This window comes from Mesorhizobium sp. dw_380, from assembly GCF_018588885.1.
Lineage (GTDB): Bacteria > Pseudomonadota > Alphaproteobacteria > Rhizobiales > Rhizobiaceae > Mesorhizobium.
On the sequence record NZ_JAFFIW010000164.1, the window covers coordinates 1 to 300 of the forward strand.

At 68.3% G+C, this 300-nt stretch carries 1 protein-coding gene; it reads left to right on the plus strand.

Going from position 1 to position 300, the window contains the following annotated elements; all coding sequences use genetic code 11:
- Window positions 1–300 (plus strand): cadherin-like domain-containing protein (locus tag JT360_RS33370; RefSeq protein ID WP_214477753.1); only part of this gene is annotated, 300 nt, incomplete at both ends.

A 300-nucleotide genomic window follows, 5' to 3' on the forward strand; every position in this document is an offset into this window, starting at 1 on the left:
CGGCACCAACGACGCGCCGGTTGCGGTCGCCGACAGCAACTCCGGCCTCGAGGACAGCACCATCACCGGCAGCGTTGCCACCAACGACAGCGATGTCGATGACGGCGCCAGCCTCACCTACAGCCTCAATGCCCCGGTCGCCGGCCTGACGATCGGCGCCGACGGCGGCTACAGCTTCGACGCCGGCAACGCCGCCTACCAGCACCTGGCCCAGGGCGCCACCACCGACGTCATCGCCAACTACACCGTCACCGACGAGCACGGCGCCACCTCGATTTCGACGCTGACCATCCATCTGAC